The 15,057-nt window shown below is 40.1% G+C and carries 18 protein-coding genes; 9 read left to right on the top strand and 9 right to left on the bottom strand.

Translation table 11 applies throughout. From position 1 onward, the window contains the following. Positions 1-239: 239 nt before the first annotated feature. Genes SKA34_RS16880 through crr form a run of 3 tightly spaced genes read left to right on the top strand, consistent with a single transcriptional unit; the run spans position 240 to position 2,856 of the window. Positions 240-527 carry an HPr family phosphocarrier protein gene (locus tag SKA34_RS16880; RefSeq protein ID WP_006646729.1) on the top strand — a complete coding sequence of 96 codons (288 nt, stop codon included), beginning with the start codon at positions 240-242 and terminating at the stop codon, positions 525-527. A 54-nt stretch (positions 528-581) separates the two neighbouring features. Continuing rightward, entirely contained in the window at positions 582-2,306 is a 1,725-nt protein-coding gene (gene ptsI, locus SKA34_RS16875) for a phosphoenolpyruvate-protein phosphotransferase PtsI (protein ID WP_006646728.1), read from the top strand. Between the two features lie 40 nt (positions 2,307-2,346). Continuing rightward, positions 2,347-2,856: a PTS glucose transporter subunit IIA gene (gene crr / locus SKA34_RS16870; RefSeq protein WP_006646727.1), complete on the top strand. Its 510-nt coding sequence runs from the start codon at positions 2,347-2,349 to the stop codon at positions 2,854-2,856. A 121-nt stretch (positions 2,857-2,977) separates the two neighbouring features. Here crr and SKA34_RS16865 read toward each other — a convergent pair whose 3' ends face one another. The 3 genes from SKA34_RS16865 to SKA34_RS16855 form a co-directional block, all read right to left on the bottom strand. Beyond that, on the bottom strand, positions 2,978-3,874 hold the full coding sequence (locus SKA34_RS16865) for a Dyp-type peroxidase (RefSeq protein ID WP_006646726.1): 897 nt from the start codon (positions 3,872-3,874) through the stop codon (positions 2,978-2,980). Positions 3,875-4,084: 210 nt separating this feature from the next. Further along, positions 4,085-4,498: a hypothetical protein gene (locus tag SKA34_RS16860; protein ID WP_006646725.1), complete on the bottom strand. Its 414-nt coding sequence runs from the start codon at positions 4,496-4,498 to the stop codon at positions 4,085-4,087. A 19-nt stretch (positions 4,499-4,517) separates the two neighbouring features. Next, complete coding sequence (locus SKA34_RS16855) at positions 4,518-4,964, bottom strand: DUF2919 domain-containing protein (protein ID WP_006646724.1); 447 nt, start codon at positions 4,962-4,964, stop codon at positions 4,518-4,520. A gap of 424 nt (positions 4,965-5,388) precedes the next feature. Here SKA34_RS16855 and SKA34_RS16850 point away from each other — a divergent pair, with 424 nt between their 5' ends. The 3 genes from SKA34_RS16850 to SKA34_RS16840 all read left to right on the top strand — a co-directional run bounded on the left by SKA34_RS16850 (position 5,389) and on the right by SKA34_RS16840 (position 6,492). Further along, positions 5,389-5,736 carry a DUF2956 domain-containing protein gene (locus tag SKA34_RS16850; RefSeq protein WP_006646723.1) on the top strand — a complete coding sequence of 116 codons (348 nt, stop codon included), beginning with the start codon at positions 5,389-5,391 and terminating at the stop codon, positions 5,734-5,736. A gap of 15 nt (positions 5,737-5,751) precedes the next feature. Next, positions 5,752-6,189 (top strand): DUF1499 domain-containing protein, encoded by a 438-nt coding sequence (locus SKA34_RS16845; RefSeq protein ID WP_006646722.1) that lies wholly within the window; start codon positions 5,752-5,754, stop codon positions 6,187-6,189. A 69-nt stretch (positions 6,190-6,258) separates the two neighbouring features. Beyond that, positions 6,259-6,492, top strand: a complete 234-nt coding sequence (locus SKA34_RS16840; RefSeq protein ID WP_006646721.1) for a hypothetical protein — start codon at positions 6,259-6,261, stop codon at positions 6,490-6,492. 47 nt (positions 6,493-6,539) lie between these two features. On the opposite strand, the gene SKA34_RS22665 is transcribed toward SKA34_RS16840, so the two are convergent. From SKA34_RS22665 to SKA34_RS16820, 5 genes are all read right to left on the bottom strand, one after another. Continuing rightward, positions 6,540-6,680 carry a TIGR02808 family protein gene (locus SKA34_RS22665; RefSeq protein ID WP_005370181.1) on the bottom strand — a complete coding sequence of 47 codons (141 nt, stop codon included), beginning with the start codon at positions 6,678-6,680 and terminating at the stop codon, positions 6,540-6,542. A gap of 15 nt (positions 6,681-6,695) precedes the next feature. Then, the gene (locus SKA34_RS16835; protein WP_006646720.1) at positions 6,696-7,271 is read right to left on the bottom strand and encodes a NapC/NirT family cytochrome c; all 576 of its coding nucleotides are present in this window, start codon (positions 7,269-7,271) and stop codon (positions 6,696-6,698) included. Between the two features lie 20 nt (positions 7,272-7,291). Further along, positions 7,292-7,804: a nitrate reductase cytochrome c-type subunit gene (locus SKA34_RS16830; RefSeq protein WP_005370177.1), complete on the bottom strand. Its 513-nt coding sequence runs from the start codon at positions 7,802-7,804 to the stop codon at positions 7,292-7,294. A gap of 67 nt (positions 7,805-7,871) precedes the next feature. Then, on the bottom strand, positions 7,872-10,358 hold the full coding sequence (napA, locus tag SKA34_RS16825; protein WP_006646719.1) for a periplasmic nitrate reductase subunit alpha: 2,487 nt from the start codon (positions 10,356-10,358) through the stop codon (positions 7,872-7,874). Further along, positions 10,355-10,627 carry a chaperone NapD gene (locus SKA34_RS16820; RefSeq protein WP_006646718.1) on the bottom strand — a complete coding sequence of 91 codons (273 nt, stop codon included), beginning with the start codon at positions 10,625-10,627 and terminating at the stop codon, positions 10,355-10,357. Before SKA34_RS16820 ends, napA begins: the two co-directional genes overlap by 4 nt. 116 nt (positions 10,628-10,743) lie before the next feature. On the opposite strand from SKA34_RS16820, the gene SKA34_RS16810 reads away from it, so the two are divergent. Beyond that, positions 10,744-11,921, top strand: a protein-coding gene (locus tag SKA34_RS16810; RefSeq protein WP_086004105.1) for an IS3 family transposase whose coding sequence is annotated in 2 segments (ribosomal slippage) — positions 10,744-11,002 and positions 11,002-11,921 — 1,179 coding nt in all. Because the reading frame shifts where the segments join, the coding sequence is not laid out codon by codon here. A gap of 3 nt (positions 11,922-11,924) precedes the next feature. Here the strand turns inward: SKA34_RS16810 and napF are convergent. After that, a complete protein-coding gene (napF, locus tag SKA34_RS16805) occupies positions 11,925-12,407 on the bottom strand; it encodes a ferredoxin-type protein NapF (protein ID WP_039860765.1) in 483 nt (160 codons plus the stop codon). A 271-nt stretch (positions 12,408-12,678) separates the two neighbouring features. Between napF and narQ the strand changes: the two genes are divergently transcribed. Then, a complete protein-coding gene (narQ, locus tag SKA34_RS16800; protein ID WP_006646716.1) occupies positions 12,679-14,370 on the top strand; it encodes a nitrate/nitrite two-component system sensor histidine kinase NarQ in 1,692 nt (563 codons plus the stop codon). Between the two features lie 13 nt (positions 14,371-14,383). Continuing rightward, entirely contained in the window at positions 14,384-15,010 is a 627-nt protein-coding gene (locus SKA34_RS16795) for a response regulator (protein WP_006646715.1), read from the top strand. Positions 15,011-15,057 lie beyond the last annotated feature (47 nt).

Here is a 15,057-nt window from a genome sequence, read left to right as displayed (position 1 = left end):
TTTGGACTTAGCTTTAATATAAATCTCGCACGTTTTATTTTTCGCCCCGAAATAAAGGGGTGAAAATGCGCTTTAGTTACTAACAAGCAAGTTTCTGAGAAAACTTTGACTTGGATTAAAGCTAAGACAATATGATATTAGGTAGTTTATACTGCAGCAGCACAAGCAAATTATCTGTATTATGCTTGTCATAAATAATTTAATTATTAAATAAAATACTATATCTATCGGGGTGAATTATGTATCAGAAGCAAGTTGAAATCACAGCACCAAATGGTTTACACACTCGTCCAGCGGCTCAGTTCGTTAAAGAAGCTAAATCATTCGATGCAGATGTGACAGTAACTGCTAATGGCAAAAGCGCTAGTGCGAAAAGCCTATTCAAGCTTCAAACTCTTGGTCTAATTAAAGGCGCACAAATCACTATTGCTGGTGAAGGTGCTCAAGCTCAAGAAGCTGTTGATGCTCTAATTCAGCTAAAAGAAGATCACGACGGTTCTCCAATTGCAATGTTCCGCGAAATCTAAGCTACGTTTATATACAAACGAGTTTTCAGTTTTTAGTTAATTTAAGGTAAGGCTATGATTTCAGGTATCTTGGCATCTCCAGGTATTGCTTTTGCTAAAGCACTACTGCTGCAAGAAGAAGAGGTTGTTCTAAACAAAGCACTAATCTCTGCAGACCAAATCGATAACGAAATTCAACGTTTCTTCGACGCACGAAAGAAATCGTCTGAGCAGCTAGAAGTAATCAAAGAAAAAGCACGTGTCACCTTTGGTGAAGAGAAAGAAGCGATCTTTGAAGGTCACATCATGTTGCTTGAAGATGAGGAGCTTGAAGAAGAAATCATAGCCCTTATTAAAGATAAAATGTCTGCTGATTATGCAATTTACTCTGTTATCGAAGAACAAGCACAAACACTTGAGTCTTTAGATGATGAGTACTTAAAAGAACGTGCAAGTGATATTCGTGATATCGGTAGCCGTTTTGTTAAGAATGCATTAGGCATTAACGTAATCAACTTAAGTGCTATCAGCGAAGAAGTTATCCTTGTTGCTAACGATCTTACACCGTCTGAAACTGCACAGATTAACCTTGATTATGTTCGTGGTTTTATCACAGATATTGGTGGTCGCACATCACATACTTCAATCATGGCACGCTCGCTTGAGATCCCAGCGATTGTTGGTACAAACGATATTACATCAAAAGTTAAATCTGGCGATATGCTAGTACTTGATGCAATCAATAATCAGGTTGTAATCAATCCAACAGATGATGAATTAAACAAATTTAAAGCTATCAGCGACGCGCACAAAGCAGAGCAAGAAGAACTAGCTAAGCTAAAAGATCTTCCTGCAATCACGCTTGATGGTAAGCAAGTAGAAGTTTGCGGTAACGTTGGTACAGTGAAAGACTGTGACGGTGTAAACCGTAATGGTGGTGAAGGTGTAGGTCTATACCGTACTGAATTCTTGTTTATGGATCGCGATTCTTTACCGACAGAAGAAGAGCAATACCAAGCATACAAAGAAGTTGCAGAAGCGATGCACGGTGAGCCAGTGATTATCCGTACTATGGATATCGGTGGTGATAAAGATCTTCCATACCTAGATCTACCAAAAGAAATGAACCCATTCTTGGGTTGGCGTGCAATCCGTATCAGCCTTGACCGTCGTGAAATTTTACGAGATCAATTCCGTGCTATTCTTCGTGCATCTGCACACGGTAAGATCCGTATCATGTTCCCGATGATTATTTCGGTTGAAGAAGTACGCACACTTAAAGCTGTAATTGAAGAGTTTAAAGTTGAATTAACGGCTGAAGGTTTAGCTTTTGACACTGACATCGAAATCGGTGTAATGGTTGAAACGCCAGCAGCTGCAGCAATTGCACACCACTTAGCGAAAGAAGTTTCTTTCTTTAGTATTGGTACCAACGACTTAACTCAGTATACTCTAGCAGTTGACCGTGGTAATGAGCTAATCTCTCACCTTTACAACCCACTATCGCCTGCTGTACTTACTGTGATCAAGCAAGTAATTGATGCTTCTCACGTTGAAGGTAAGTGGACAGGTATGTGTGGTGAGCTTGCCGGCGACGAACGTGCTACCCTACTTCTTTTAGGTATGGGTCTTGACGAATTCAGTATGAGTGCGATTTCTATCCCTCGCATCAAGAAAGTTATCCGTAACGCTAACTTTGCTGATGTTAAAGCAATGGCAGAGCATGCATTAACTCTACCAACGGCTGCTGAAATCGAAGAGCACGTAGAAAAATTCATCGCAGAAAAGACCATCTGCTAATATAGCTGCAGATAATATAACAACGCTTAGGAGCATCGATATGGGTCTGTTTGACAAATTGAAGAAACTGGTTTCTGACGACAGCAGTGAAGCTGGTGCAGTTGAAATCATCGCACCACTTTCTGGCGAAATCGTTAACATCGAAGATGTGCCAGATGTAGTATTTGCTGAAAAAATTGTTGGTGATGGTATTGCTATCAAACCAGCTGGCAACAAAATGGTTGCACCAGTAAACGGTACTATTGGTAAGATCTTTGAAACGAACCACGCTTTCTCTATTGAGTCTGACGATGGCATCGAACTTTTCGTTCACTTCGGTATTGATACTGTTGAACTTAAGGGCGAAGGTTTTACTCGCATCGCTGAAGAAGGCCAAACTGTTAAAGTTGGCGACACTATCATCGAATTCGATCTTGCGCTATTAGAAGAGAAAGCAAAGTCAACTCTGACTCCTGTTGTTATCTCTAACATGGACGAGATCAAAGAGCTAACTAAGCTTTCTGGCGCTGTAAATGTTGGTGAAACACCAGTACTACGCGTTAAGAAATAAGCTAAGTTCTATCGCTGATAAAAAAGCGCTACTTCGGTAGCGCTTTTTGTTTATCTGAACGTTAAAAAAGCACACTTAAACATTGTTCATCACATGCTTATATCAATAGATCTTTTAGAGATTAAAGGTTGTTTAACATCGCCATTGATGGAGCAAAGAAGTAAGCCCCAGTAACAGGTTTTGAGAAACGTAGCATCTGATCTGTCTTACCATCCGTTTCACCAAACATACTTTCAAGCTGTGCATCAAAGTGGTACTGACGCTGACAGTAAGCAATGAATAATAAACCGTGTTCAGCTGTTACAGAGCCGTATGGCAAGCTGTGACGTAAGATTTTTAAGCCTTTACCATTTTCTTTAATATCAACGCGGCCAACATGTGATGCCGCTGGAACATCTTCTAGCTCTACAGAATCAGCTTTCGTACGACCAATCACTTTTTCTTGTGCTTTGACGTTTAGGCGATGCCATGCTGGTAGGTTATGAATATAACGCTGTACCATTACATAGCTACCACCCGCAAACTCACCTTCAGCAATGACACCAACGTTAGCACGATCTTCCGATGTTTGTGGGTTTTCTGTTCCGTCAATGAAATCAGTCATATCACGGTGATCAAGGTATTGGAACCCATAAGTTTCATCTAACACTTCTACGTCTTGAGACAGTGTTTCTAAGAAAACGCGAAACGCGTAAAAGTTAAGATCATGACGATTAGAATGGATATGCAGTAAGACATCACCACCTGTTGCTGGCGCAATAGTCTCACCGTCACCTAACTGACGGAACTCTGTTAACTCTGCAGGGCTTTGTTGACCTAAAGACTCCCAAAATGCCTTACCGAAGGCAACACTTGCATGTAACTTTGCGTCTTGCTGATCAATATTGAGATCCGCAAGTAACTGATGAATTGACTGGCATTGAGCAATAACATTTTGCTTATTACCAACAACATTCATCACCACATAAAGGGCAAAGGCGCCACGATCTGGAACGATTGCTGGTTGGGCAATACTCATAGGTGTCTTCTCCTAACAGGATGTTTAGTCAAAAATGAAAAGTAATTATAACGATATAAAAACGTAAATCACTTGATCTTAATGCGTTAGTAGAAGGTTTTACTCTTTTTCCTACGAAATCGGGTATTTTGATACCGACTAGATACCAAAACGCCTTCTAAAAAGAAGGCGTTATTGAAGTAAGAAATATTAACTGTCTATCTTAATATATTATGCTGTCATTATTTCAATTTGTAGTTTAACGCGCTCTTCTAAATCAGTATTTTCACTTTCAAACAATATTGGCATATTAAGTCCAGTAGATAAGGTTTTAGCTAAAATAGTACGCCAACCACCATCATCTAAACGCTCTTGGATCTGAAAAGCAATTTTTACTTCATCTGGCGAAACATCAAGTAGTTGAGCACGACCAACCACTTCACGACACAAATTATGTTGGCTCTGACTTAAGCCATTAAAAAATATTGTTTCTTCACCAGGCAATAATGAAAGTGAGGTATTCACTGTATGCTTAGAATGACAGTAACTACTCAATTCAAAGCTCACATCAAGCAGCCAATCAGCCATTGCTAATGGGCTCAGTAACGTGCTTAACAGTAATTGTCCGCGACTAAAATCATTCATTACAGCTCCCCTTCACAGGCTAGTCAGCAAATATATCTTTAACTCGAGAACTTCTTAGAAGATATAGCCCAAGCCATGCTGTTAACAGTAATGTGGTTGCCCGTATCCAGCTAAACTCACCATGACTGATAATCAAATGATATATTTGCATTAGAAAATCAAAACTATACGCAACAAGTAACACTCTTTTCCCTTGCCGCCATAGAAAATGTATTAATTTATTATTTTTATTTCGTTGGCCTGATAGCCACATTAATAATATTGCGGGACTACCTATTGCCATACCTATGTATAAAACATCTCTTATTGGATAAATAAGCTCAAGTAATTCCACGCCTTGAGTACGGCTAACCCCCGCCATAATAAACACTAACCAAGCTTTGGCGTTAAATAGCAAGACGAACCACAACACGGTATTAATTTTTAATTGTCCATGCTGATCATAAGCATCTATCGGATATAACAAGCCATTTTCCTCAATCGGTATCCAATGAAGTTCAGATCAGAGCTTAATAAACATCTCTATGGTTCACAAACGACTCTAATCTATTCATTTAAATTTTGAACAATAAGGATAAAGTTTTGTGCTGAACCGCACTTTTCCATTTTTTATATTGCCGCTATCGTCACACTTTTTGATCTAAAAAAAACAAAAACACTGTTTTTTTAACGTAGTTCACAGACAGTGAAAGGTATCTCTAAATGCTTAAAAAACATAAAGTTACATATTGAAAATACTGTTAACAAGCCTTTTACCTATTTCTGAAAATTTCTTACACAATCAGTAAGATAGCACATCAGCTTTTCTTTCTATTTTATTGCTAGGACATCAACTCTCTTATTTATAAGATATAATCTACGCTTAAACGTTATTTTCAGGGATCTATACCATGGCGAGTAGAAAACAATCTGCACCTTCACCAGAAACACAAGCTGAAGCCATACGTATCGCAAAAGCCACACAGAGAGTAGGGCAAACAAAAGAGCAAACTCGACTGATTGCACAAGGAATTCAAAAAGGTATAGAGCAATATAAAAAGCAACAAAAAGCCAAAGCTCGTGAACAAGACAAACTGAAAAAGAAAGTTTCACGTAACAAAGCTTCTAATGATGCTAACAACGCCTTAGAAGCCATAACGGATACAACTGTAATCTACCAGCAGAGTAAGCTCGCTTGGGGGCTTTTAATTGCCTCATGGCTAGGATTTATCACTTATCTACTCCTTCCACTATTATAAAAAAGGATTTACATCGTGTTACTTCGCTTTACGCTATTACTGTTACTCTTCCTCACAGGCTGTAGCGATACAAAGACAACATCATGGACGCGTTCGATAAATCAGCTTTGTGATAATAAGCCCAATTGTGTCTCAACGATTGAAAAGCGTGAGCAATTTAGCGTTAGGCCTTTTCTTTTAACGGCGAAAGGTGAGCATAGTTGGGAAGAAATAAAACAGGTTGCACTTCAGTTACCCGGTGCAAAAATAGCAGATCAATCTGATCACTATCTTCATGTAGAAGCCACCAGCAAAGTTTTTAGTTTTATTGATGACTTTGAAGTCGAAAAAAAAGCAGAGCAATTACAAGTACGCTCTGAATCACGGGTTGGATATTCTGATTTTGGCGTGAATAGGAAGCGAGTTGAAGCATTCCGTAGCCTATTAATAAAGCAAGAACTGATTAAACAATAAAAAATAATTTGATAACAATTCTCATTTGCATGTATATTTCTAATATCATTCGAAACAGGGTTAGCTATCATGGATAAGAAAACGTTTAAGCTCTTCACACTATTAGGACTGAGCGTTATTCTTGGTTTGCATTTTTTTGAAATCAGCACAAACGAAAGCCAGTCATTCTCTATCGCTTATTTTATGTTTGAATGGCTACCGCTTTACCTTGCTTGGGGGGTGTTGTTTACGATTGGATATCGCCAGTGGCAGCGTAATCCCCCGCGAAAAAACAACAAAAGCCGCCCTTCTATAACGCACTAGCGTACTAAAAGGACAGCTTATTCTTTAGTAATTCAAAGAGTGAACTTCTATTCGTTGATTTTCTTATCTTTACCCAATGACAGCAACCATATGCTTACAGCTGCAACCGCAACAAAACCAGATAAAATAATCACAGGCATCGCAGCATAGCCCAGTATGTGCCAGATCACCGATTCTAATGTGCTCATATTCTCTCCTTTGGTTTATTGCCAACCATCAATATTTTTCATGTCAGGTAATTTATGTGCAATACCTTTATGGCAATCAACACATGTTTTATCCCCTGATGCTAATGCCGTTGAATGCAATTTTGCACTACGAGGCGCTTGCTCTGAAAAATCCATATAATTGAATTCATGACAATTACGGCACTCTTGCGAGTTATTGTCTTTCATTCGTTTCCATTCACGTTCAGCTAAGTGACCACGGCGCGCTGCAAACTTTTCAGGTGTATCAATTGTTCCCATTAAATGGGCCACAATTTCTTTTGAAGCTTGTACCTTACGCACAATTTTATCAGTCCAATTATGGGGCACATGGCAATCAGAGCAAATTGCGCGCACACCGGAGCGATTAGAAAAGTGAATAGTTTCTTTGATCTCTTTTACAATTGGCGCATGACAACCGGCACAGAACTCTTCAGTATTGGTTTTTTCCATAACGGTATTAAAACCGCCCCAAAACAATAAACCACCGATAAATCCCATGAAGAGCACTAAACCTACCGCTACTTTACTGGGTGTTTTTAAGCGTAACCAAAATGTTTTTAATAACTTCATATATCATCCCTTACCTTTGGCTACTGCAAAGCACTAACACGTTTGAAGTCATTTTCAACTAATGGCTTAGCATCGGCTTGTGGTACATGACATTGCTGACAGAAGTAACGGCTCGGTGATACATCAGACAATACTTGCCCTTCTTGAGGCGAAATATAGTGTGTTACGCTAATTTTAGTTGCACCCATTTCTTTAGCATTTTTCCAACTGTGACATGCTAAGCACTTGTTCGCATTAAGCGATACTTCGTAATTACGAATCGTATGTGGAATCAAAGGTGGCTGATACACATAATCACTATCAATCACACCTTGATCTTTAGGGTAATGCTTCATCGGATCTGCTGGACGCGTAGTTTCTAGTTCAGCAGAACCACGTAATGATTCAAGACCACCGATACCACCCGGATTGAAGATTTTTGTTTTTGCTACCGCTTCAGCAACAGGTTTGGCTGGTGTTGTTGATTCTTCACTTTGTACAACCCCTGCCATTAATGCACTCACCGCTAATACAGCCAATAAGATTCTTTTCATGATGTTCTCCGCCAACAGGCTAATTCTGAAATAAGGCGAGTGCTCTATTCACTCGCCATAGGCAGGGTTAAACCTTGCTAATTTTCACAGGGCACTTTTTAAAGTCAGTCTGTTTTGATAACGGATCTGTCGCATCAAGGATCAGCTTATTCACTAAAATTCGTGCATCAAAGAATGGTATAAAGATCAAACCTTCTGGCGGACGATTACGACCACGAGTTTCAATACGACAGCGAACTTCGCCACGACGAGAAGCGACATTCACTTCATCACCACGGCGCAGACCACGCTTTTTCGCATCATCTGGGTGTAAATAACACAATGCATCAGGTACCGCTTTATACAGTTCAGGCACACGGCGTGTCATGGTACCTGTGTGCCAATGTTCAAGTACACGACCTGTACATAGCCACATATCGTATTCACTATCAGGCACTTCAGGCGGCGCCTCATAAGGCGCTGAAATGATCCATGCTTTACCATCTGGCTTACCATAGAAATCCCAGTCAGTGCCTTTTTTAGCATAAGGATCAGAGCCTTCTTTAAAACGCCATAAGGTTTCTTTGCCATCAACAACTGGCCAGCGTAAACCACGAACTTGGTGGTAAGTATCATACGGTGCTAAATCATGCCCATGGCCACGACCAAATGACGCATATTCTTCAAACAAGCCTTTTTGGACATAAAAACCTTGCGCTTTGGCATCATCATTTAACTCTTGTGCTTCACTTAATGGGAATTTATCTACCTGCCCATTACGGAATAAAATGTCATACATGGTTTTACCACGATACTGAGGCATTTTATTGATCAGCTCTTCTCCCCACACTTCTTCTACTTTGAAGCGTTTAGAGAATTCCATGATTTGCCATAAATCTGATTTTGCTTCACCTGGTGCTTCAACTTGTTGATACCAAGCTTGTGTACGACGCTCGGCATTGCCGTAAGCCCCTTCTTTTTCTACCCACATTGCGGTTGGTAAAATAAGATCGGATGCTTGTGCGGTAACGGTTGGGTATGGGTCGGAGCAGACAATGAAGTTTTCAGGGTTGCGGTAACCCGGTAAACGCTCTTCGTTAATATTTGGTCCCGCTTGCATATTGTTATTACACATTACCCAATACGCATTTAACTTGCCGTCTTTTAACATGCGATCTTGTAAGACTGCGTGGTAACCAGGTTTTGGTGGAATCGTACCTTCTGGCAACTTCCAAATTTTCTCTGCGATTTCACGGTGTTTAGGATTTGCTACCACCATATCTGCTGGTAAACGGTGCGCAAACGTCCCCACTTCACGTGCGGTACCACATGCCGATGGCTGACCGGTTAATGAGAATGGGCTATTGCCTGGCGTTGCAATTTTACCTGTCAATAAGTGTAAGTTATAAACGAGGCTTTGCATCCACACGCCACGGGTATGTTGGTTCATTCCCATGGTCCAAAGTGACATTACTTTTAACTTTGGATCGGCGTAATATTTCGCAAGCTGAATCAGTTTCTCAGGCGCAACACCTGACATTTCTGACGCTTTCTCTACCGTATAATCAGCAACAGAAGCTTTGTATTCCTCAAAATTCATTGGGAAAATATCACCTGAATTCGGATTAGCAGCTTGCTGTTGTAGTGGATTATCATCACGTAGACCATAACCAATATCGTTTTGTGCACGTTTAAAATGCGTATGTTTATTTACAAAATCCCAATTCACCGCGTCATTTTGAATAATGTAGTTGGCAATAAAATTGGCAATAGCTAAGTCAGTTTGCGGTTCAAAGATCATACCGTTATCTGCTAACTCAAAAGAACGGTGTTGATAGGTTGAGAGCACATTCACTTTGACATGAGGATGACTTAAACGGCGATCAGTCATACGGGTCCATAATATAGGGTGCATTTCTGCCATATTTGACCCCCATAGTACGAATACATCAGCATGCTCAAGATCGTCATAACATCCCATTGGCTCATCGATACCAAAGGTACGCATAAAACCAACTACCGCCGATGCCATACAGTGACGAGCATTAGGATCGATATTGTTAGAACGGAAACCGGCTTTCATCATTTTTGATGCCGCGTAACCCTCCATGACCGTCCATTGACCTGAGCCGAATATACCTACACCCGATGGACCTTGTTTCTTTAACGCTAATTTCCACTTTTCAGCCATGACATCAAAAGCGGTATCCCACGAGACGGACGTAAACTCACCTTCTTTATCGTACTGGCCATTCTTCATCCGAAGCATTGGCGTTTGTAAACGATCTTTGCCGTACATAATTTTGGATAGGAAGTAACCTTTAATACAGTTAAGTCCTTTGTTTACTGGCGCTTTTGGATCGCCTTGAGTCGCAACGACTCGACCGTTTTGGGTACCCACCAAAACAGAACAGCCAGTACCACAAAAACGACACGGCGCTTTATCCCATTTAATTTTGGTTTCATCAGAACTTACAATCAAATTAGTTGCTGAGGCGGGTAGGGAAATACCTGCAACAGCCGCAGCTGAAGCGGCAGCATTTGCTTTAACAAATGCGCGTCTTGTCATTTTCATGAGTTGCCCTCTGGTTGCGTCTCAAAGTGCTCTATTTGGTGGTACACCAAAAAAGTAATTAACACATTTTCTAAATTATTGATTTTATCTATGGTATCGGTCACGTAGCCTTGGTTCTCTGTCTCAAGAACTACAATGATTTTCCCTTCTTCACTGTCGCCCGGTATTTCGGTATTTGGTATTGCTAAGATCTGTTCTTTTATTTCTTGTAAGTGCTCAGGTTTTACATGAACCACGAGACTTGATATATGCACTTCTTGTAAAGACATACAGACCCTCTTTGATATGTACTACTATGAGTTGTTTTCTACACTGTAGTGGCATAGTGAATTTGGTCACTTAGTTAGAGGTGATATCATCACTTCATACGTTAACAGGTGACACTATGACAAATCGTACAAGACGACTATTCAGCGCAGAATTCAAGCTCGAGGCTTCACAGTTAGTGATTGATCAAAATTACTCAGTGGCAGAAGCCGCCCAAGCCATGAATGTGGGTAAATCCACGATGGATAAATGGGTTCGTCAGCTTAAACAAGAACGACAAGGCAAAACGCCAAAAGCTTCGCCTATGACCCCTGAGCAAATAGAAATTCGGGAATTAAAAAAGAAGTTAGCTCGTCTTGAAGAGCATAATGAAATATTAAAAAAAGCCACGGCTCTGTTGATGTCGGACTCACTGAACAATTCTTGATGATCAAGAAACTCAAGCAGAGCTATAGCGTAAAAACATTATGCGAAGTCTTCAATGTTCATCGAAGTAGTTATAACTATTGGCTAAAGCGTCCAACAGCGATTAGGGCGGAAACAGTCAAACTTCGCAGCTTAGTTAGTGAGGCCCACGCAGCAAGCAACGCCTCTGCGGGAGCGAGGACTATTGCAGATATAGTCACAAATCAGGGTTTAAAACTGAGCCGATACCGAGCAACAAAACTCATGAGAGAGCTTGGTTTAGTCAGTTGCCAACAGCCAAAGCATCGATACAGAAAGGCTTCTCAAGAACATGTTGAGGTTCCAAATCACTTGGGCCGACAGTTTGCTGTTACCGCCCCAAATGAAGTTTGGGTTGGTGATGTTACGTATATTTGGACAGGAAATCGCTGGATGTATTTAGCCGTTGTTATTGATCTTTTTGCCCGCAAAGTGATTGGTTGGTCGATGTCTTTATCACCTGATTCCAGTCTGACAGGCAAAGCTCTTTCAATGGCTTATGAGTCGCGTGGTAAGCCGAAAGGCGTCATGTTCCACAGCGATCAAGGTAGCCACTATACAAGTCGAAAGTACCGTCAATTACTGTGGCGTTTTAAGATAAAACAGAGTTTATCTCGCCGAGGAAATTGCTGGGATAATGCACCAATGGAGCGTTTCTTTAGAAGCTTAAAGACCGAATGGGTGCCAACAGTGGGTTATCGTAGTTTTGCTGAAGCTCAACAAGAGATCATCCGCTACATTATCGGGTATTACTGTCAACTCAGGCCGCATCAATATAATGGCGGCCTAACTCCCAACGAATCAGAACGATTATATTGGGAAAACTCTAAAACCGTGGCCAATTTTAGTTGACCACTACACACGATTGATTGTTATAGCTGATACAGGGCATCCCGATAGACAAGCTCCGCACCCTGTACAGTCTTCCTCTGTAATAGTTGGCATCGCGACTTTTCCAACCTGTAATTGAAATTTTATCGCTTGGGACTCACACATATCGCCGCAGCTTCTGCACTCAATATTTTTAGATGCCATACAACTTTCATTAATCGTTGCAATGATGTCCCATGGCGATTCTAATTGCGGAAGGAACAACGGTTCAGGACAAGCATCTGCACACTGATAACAAAAAGTGCATTCACCTTCACCTTGGCTGAAATCTACTTGAGGAAAGCCGCCATCACCTTTCACTATGATGTTTGTCTCACAGTGTTCGATACAGCGTTCACATCGTGAACAAAGATCAGTAAAAGTACCTGCATGACTCAGCCAAGGTAAGTGTGGAATGTTTGATGGTGTTTTGCGTGTGAATAATGAACGTCTTAAACGATCAACCATCATTACCTCTATCGTTCTACTGTTTGTACTGCATAGCTGATAAGACATTCAGCAAATAACTTAAACAGCATCTATTAATAATTATTTATATTTTTATATAATAATTCTAGATAATGAAATAATTGCTTAAATACCCCAAAAGGGGTAATTGGTAGGGTTATTTGTTCTAGATCAACAAATCGAGCCGATAAAGCTCACATTATTCTTCTGATTGTCTACATCAAAAATTAAGCTATAAATAATTTCAGAGTAAGTAACAGAAAGGATTGAAGTGAATAGGAAAAAAAAGACACATTCTTTAACAACAACGATCGCGCGCTCTTTAGTGTTAATTTTAATCATTTCGATAGTAACGACTGCACTAGCATTAACGACATTGGTTTCGAGTCAAAATGATGTTGAAGCTATTAATATTGCGGGTTCTTTACGCATGCAAAGCTACCGATTAGCTTTTGATGTTGAAACAAAATCTCCACTTTTATCAGCACATATTGAGCAATTTGAACACTCACTTTATTCTGCGCCAATGAAAGGGCTCTCTTATTGGTTAATCTCTTCTGAGATCCAACAGCACTATAATCACATCGTTCTTCGCTGGGAGGATCTGCATCCGATACTTGAAAGGGATAACAACACCGTATTTATCCAACATGTTGCACCATTCGTCCATCGTATTAATACTTTTGTTGCTGAACTGCAAAAATCATCTGAACTAAAACTCCAACGACTCGCTATTATTGGCGTCATAGGGGTTAGTTTAATTTTCCTTATCGTCTTCTACACTATTCGCTATACACGCCAACAAATTGTTGCACCTTTAAATGATCTTGTTGATGCTTGTAAGCAAGTAAAGCGTAAAAATTTTCGATTAGACTTATTAAACAATAGCAATAATGAACTGGGTATTCTTGCCCATACCTTTAGTAAAATGTCATCAGATCTTGAACAGCTTTATCAAGGATTAGAACGCAGTGTGAATGAAAAAACCCACCGTTTACGTCATGCAAACGAATCACTCCAAGTTCTTTATAATTGCTCACAACAACTTTCTGTTAGTCATTTAACCCGAGTACAATTTACAAACATGCTTGAAACCATGATTGCGATTGATGGCTTAATTGGCGCAAAACTGATCATTGAAGAACCAAATGGCAGCACATCAAACATTAAAGTAGGTCAACAAGCGGGTCAACATTGGCAATATAACGAATTGTATATCGATGGTGAATTAATGGGACAACTTTGGTGGCAGTACAGTTTACCTTGTCCTGATAAGGCGTTAATTAATAATATATCTCAGATCCTTGCTCGCGCTATTTATTACAACCGAGCCCAAAAACAAGCAGAATATTTATTGCTAATGGAAGAGCGCGCAACCATTGCCCGTGAGCTACATGATTCATTGGCACAATCGCTCTCCTATTTAAAAATTCAATTAGCCTTATTGAAAAGAGAACTCAATCAAAACGCTCAAAATGAGAATACTCACCAAGCAGTCTATGATATTGAAGCAGGGTTAAGTAATGCTTATACCCAACTTCGCGAATTACTCAGTACATTTCGGTTGGCGATTAAAGATGCCAATTTTGGTGAAGCCTTAAATCAAATGTTAGAACCATTAGAAGAGCAAACTGACGCACTTTTAATCATAGATAATCAAATATCATCCATGGCATTAGATGCCCATAACCAAGTTCATTTGTTACAAATTATTCGAGAAGCAGTGTTAAATGCGATTAAACATGCTGACGCTGATGAAATTACCGTAAACTGTCAACAAACCGAACAACATATTCAGGTCACAATCATCGATGACGGTAAAGGATTCGACATTAAAGACAGTAAACGTGATCATTACGGTTTAAATATTATGCAAGAGCGCGCATCACGGCTACAGGGTAAATTAAAAATACAATCGGGAATAGATCAAGGTAGCGCTATCTGCCTACGATTCCCATTATAGAAAGGATAAAACGATGACATGTTGGAAAGTCATGATAGTTGATGATCACCCTCTCATGCGTCGAGGGATAGGACAACTATTAAGTATTGAATCAGACTTCCAATTAGTGGGTGAAGCCAGTAATGGGAATGATGCTATCGCACTTGCCCATGAAAAGTCTCCGGATTTGATCTTGCTCGATTTGAATATGAAGGGATTGTCAGGTCTCGATACGCTAATAGCGATGCGTGATGAAGGGATACTTGCCTGTATTGTTATATTAACCGTCTCTGATAGCCGAAGCGATATTAAAACAGTACTCAATGCAGGTGCTGACGGTTATTTACTCAAAGATACTGAACCTGATGAATTAATCGAACAGCTAAAATCTGCGTTATGTGGCGGGAAAGCCTACAGTGATATCGTAAAAGAGTCTCTTGAATCACCCAATACCCCGACTAATATTTTGTCACAATTAACAGAACGTGAGACGCAAATATTACAAGAAGTGGCAAAAGGTCAACGTAATCGACAAATAGCCGAGCAGCTCTTTATCTCAGAGGCAACGGTTAAAGTTCATATGAAAAGTTTACTCAAAAAGCTACAAGTAAAATCCCGTACGGCCGCCACTATTTTATACCTTCAAGCTCAAAGCCAATAATACCCTATTAAAAACGCATAACACGTAACGTCTTATGCGTTTTAATT

Source organism: Photobacterium sp. SKA34, from assembly GCF_000153325.1.
In the GTDB taxonomy this organism is placed as follows: Bacteria; Pseudomonadota; Gammaproteobacteria; order Enterobacterales; family Vibrionaceae; genus Photobacterium.
The sequence above is the reverse complement of the archived record's forward strand: the minus strand, read 5'-3'. Positions and strand labels throughout refer to the sequence as shown.

Excerpts from the sequence above, each read along its gene's own strand:
- SKA34_RS16880 (WP_006646729.1), top strand. The coding sequence starts at position 240 with ATGTATCAGAAGCAAGTTGAAATCACAGCACCAAATGGTTTACACACT.
- ptsI (WP_006646728.1), top strand. The coding sequence starts at position 582 with ATGATTTCAGGTATCTTGGCATCTCCAGGTATTGCTTTTGCTAAAGCA.
- crr (WP_006646727.1), top strand. The coding sequence starts at position 2,347 with ATGGGTCTGTTTGACAAATTGAAGAAACTGGTTTCTGACGACAGCAGT.
- SKA34_RS16865 (WP_006646726.1), bottom strand. The coding sequence starts at position 3,874 with ATGAGTATTGCCCAACCAGCAATCGTTCCAGATCGTGGCGCCTTTGCC.
- SKA34_RS16860 (WP_006646725.1), bottom strand. The coding sequence starts at position 4,498 with ATGAATGATTTTAGTCGCGGACAATTACTGTTAAGCACGTTACTGAGC.
- SKA34_RS16850 (WP_006646723.1), top strand. The coding sequence starts at position 5,389 with ATGGCGAGTAGAAAACAATCTGCACCTTCACCAGAAACACAAGCTGAA.
- SKA34_RS16840 (WP_006646721.1), top strand. The coding sequence starts at position 6,259 with ATGGATAAGAAAACGTTTAAGCTCTTCACACTATTAGGACTGAGCGTT.
- SKA34_RS22665 (WP_005370181.1), bottom strand. The coding sequence starts at position 6,680 with ATGAGCACATTAGAATCGGTGATCTGGCACATACTGGGCTATGCTGCG.
- SKA34_RS16835 (WP_006646720.1), bottom strand. The coding sequence starts at position 7,271 with ATGAAGTTATTAAAAACATTTTGGTTACGCTTAAAAACACCCAGTAAA.
- SKA34_RS16830 (WP_005370177.1), bottom strand. The coding sequence starts at position 7,804 with ATGAAAAGAATCTTATTGGCTGTATTAGCGGTGAGTGCATTAATGGCA.
- napA (WP_006646719.1), bottom strand. The coding sequence starts at position 10,358 with ATGAAAATGACAAGACGCGCATTTGTTAAAGCAAATGCTGCCGCTTCA.
- SKA34_RS16820 (WP_006646718.1), bottom strand. The coding sequence starts at position 10,627 with ATGTCTTTACAAGAAGTGCATATATCAAGTCTCGTGGTTCATGTAAAA.
- napF (WP_039860765.1), bottom strand. The coding sequence starts at position 12,407 with ATGGTTGATCGTTTAAGACGTTCATTATTCACACGCAAAACACCATCA.
- SKA34_RS16795 (WP_006646715.1), top strand. The coding sequence starts at position 14,384 with ATGACATGTTGGAAAGTCATGATAGTTGATGATCACCCTCTCATGCGT.